Below are 2,220 nucleotides of genomic sequence, written 5' to 3' on the forward strand. Positions count from 1 at the left end.
TCGTACAGGCATTGCCCCTCACGGGCTATCACACGATCAACGTATCGACAGGAACCGAAACGAGCATCAACGACCTGATCCGATCCTTCGAACGGGCCATAGGACACAAGGCCGAAGTGCAATACGCATCACCCCGCCCCGGAGACATCCAGCGCTCCGTCCTGAGCAACAAAGAACTGATACAAACCCTGCACATGAAACCAGAAATGACATTGGAACAAGGCATAGCCCGAACCTACACCTGGTACAAGCATCCGATGTAGAAGCCCCTACAGCTTCTGCATCATACTTCAAGTAGCATAGTTGAATGTTCAACTATGCTACATCTTTCAGTAGCAGGCGGATAGCTCCTATGGGGTGATGGGGAATGACTGGGAACTTCTTGACACTAACAAATTCCCACAACCTCTTTACACTATCTTGGATAGAAATATCATTATGTTGAGAAATTAACCGCTATACAGAACAGGGGCATTAGATTTGCTTGACGATGACAGAAATCTGCCAATCTGTCCTATTTACTTTATGCGATTTTTATAATAAAATAGAGGACAAATAGAAGATATTGTATTTATGCAGTATCGTGAAAGAAGGGGTATGTATGTCTCGTCCTGCTGATGCAGCGCCGCAGGCGCCGTATACGACAAAGTCCATTTGTTTATCGGCGGTCCTCGCTGCTGTGGTCTTTATTATGACTTTTGTACCGCGCATTCCCATTCCACTGGGATATGCCCACCTCGGCGACGCCGTGATTTTCCTGAGCTTCCTGTATTTTAACCGCCGCGAAGCCGCCCTGGCTGCCGCTATCGGCTCTTGTCTGTCCGATTTCCTTGGCGGTTTCCCATTGTGGATTGCACCGACCTTTGTCATTAAATACGTCATGGTACTCATCGTATTTGCCATCTGCTGCCGGGGAACACAGAAGAGTGCCCTCTATTCTGTCCGCACGCTCGTTGCCTTCCTCCTTTCTTCTCTGTGGATGGCCATCGCCTATACTCTGGCTGGTGCCGTCCTTTTCGGTAGTATCCAGGCCGGTCTGGCTTCTCTACCGGGACTTCTCATGGAAGGTCTTCTCAATACGATTGCTGCCATGGGTGCCGGGATTTTTCTCAAGCAGCTGCCCACGACCCGTCAGGGCAGTATACGGTGAGGCGCGGCGATGGAACAACAGAAGAAGATTGCACTCATCAATGATATTACAGGATTTGGGCGCTGTTCTATTGCTGTCGAACTGCCGCTCATATCGGCCCTGAAAGTACAGGCCTGTCCGCTGCCGACGGCAATCTTGTCGGTCCATACGGGATTTCCTACGTATTTCATCGACGATTATACGGACCGTATGAAAGATTACATTGCCAGCTGGAAGAAAAATGGCCTGACCTTTGACGGTATTTCTACGGGATTCATGAATTCCCTCGAGCAGATCGATATTGTCATCGACTTTATCCACCAGTTCAAGCAGCCTGATACCATCGTCATCGTCGATCCGGTCATGGGGGACTATGGCAAGTTGTATGCGTCATATACGGAAAAGCTATGCGCTGAAATGCGCCGTCTCATGCAGTATGCCGATGTTATTACGCCGAATCTTACGGAAGCATGCCAGCTCCTGGGCATTCCCTATCCGGAAAAAGGTCATACGGACCGGGCGTACCTCGAAGATATTGCCGGGCGGCTGGCTGCTATGGGACCGGGACAGATCGTCATTACGGGACTGGCCGACGGGGATCATATTGACAACTACATCTATGAAACGGGAAAAGAACCGGACATCGTGTCGGTGAAGAAAATCGGTCATGACCGGTCCGGTACAGGCGATGCCTTTGCCGCCATCGTTTCAGCTTCGGTCGTACGCGGCGACAGTTTGAAAGACGCCGTCGTACGGGCGACGGATTTTATCAGCAGGACGCTGGTCTATACGGAACAGTTGGGACTACCGACCAACCGGGGGCTGGCCTTTGAACAATTTTTGACAGAATTACATTAATTTTATATAGAAAAGGGATGTGGCACTGATGATTACTTATGTATACGACAAGGGACACTATATTACCATGGCCGAAAGTCTGGCCAAACAGCCAGAGGGAAAACGCAACCTCTATGTCAATCTGACGAACCGTTGCACCTGTTCCTGTACGTTCTGTCTGCGCAGTCTGAAAAAAGAAGCCGAAGATATGGAACTGTGGCTTAAAGAAGAACCATCTGTTGCCGAGGTAGAAA

At 49.6% G+C, this 2,220-nt stretch carries 2 protein-coding genes and 2 pseudogenes; all 4 read left to right on the top strand.

The annotated features are described in order from the left end of the window. Nucleotides 1-263: pseudogene (locus DBO31_RS09335) on the top strand (UDP-glucose 4-epimerase); the annotation flags it as partial. Nucleotides 264-601: 338 nt separating this feature from the next. Further along, the gene (locus DBO31_RS07750; RefSeq protein ID WP_059077203.1) at nt 602-1,150 is read left to right on the top strand and encodes an ECF transporter S component; all 549 of its coding nucleotides are present in this window, start codon (nt 602-604) and stop codon (nt 1,148-1,150) included. Nucleotides 1,151-1,159: 9 nt separating this feature from the next. After that, nucleotides 1,160-1,987 carry a pyridoxamine kinase gene (locus tag DBO31_RS07755; RefSeq protein WP_059077204.1) on the top strand — a complete coding sequence of 276 codons (828 nt, stop codon included), beginning with the start codon at nt 1,160-1,162 and terminating at the stop codon, nt 1,985-1,987. A 28-nt stretch (nt 1,988-2,015) separates the two neighbouring features. Further along, nucleotides 2,016-2,220: pseudogene (locus DBO31_RS07760) on the top strand (radical SAM protein); the annotation flags it as partial.

This window comes from Megasphaera sp. DJF_B143, assembly GCF_900320625.1.
GTDB lineage: Bacteria > Bacillota > Negativicutes > Veillonellales > Megasphaeraceae > Megasphaera > Megasphaera hexanoica.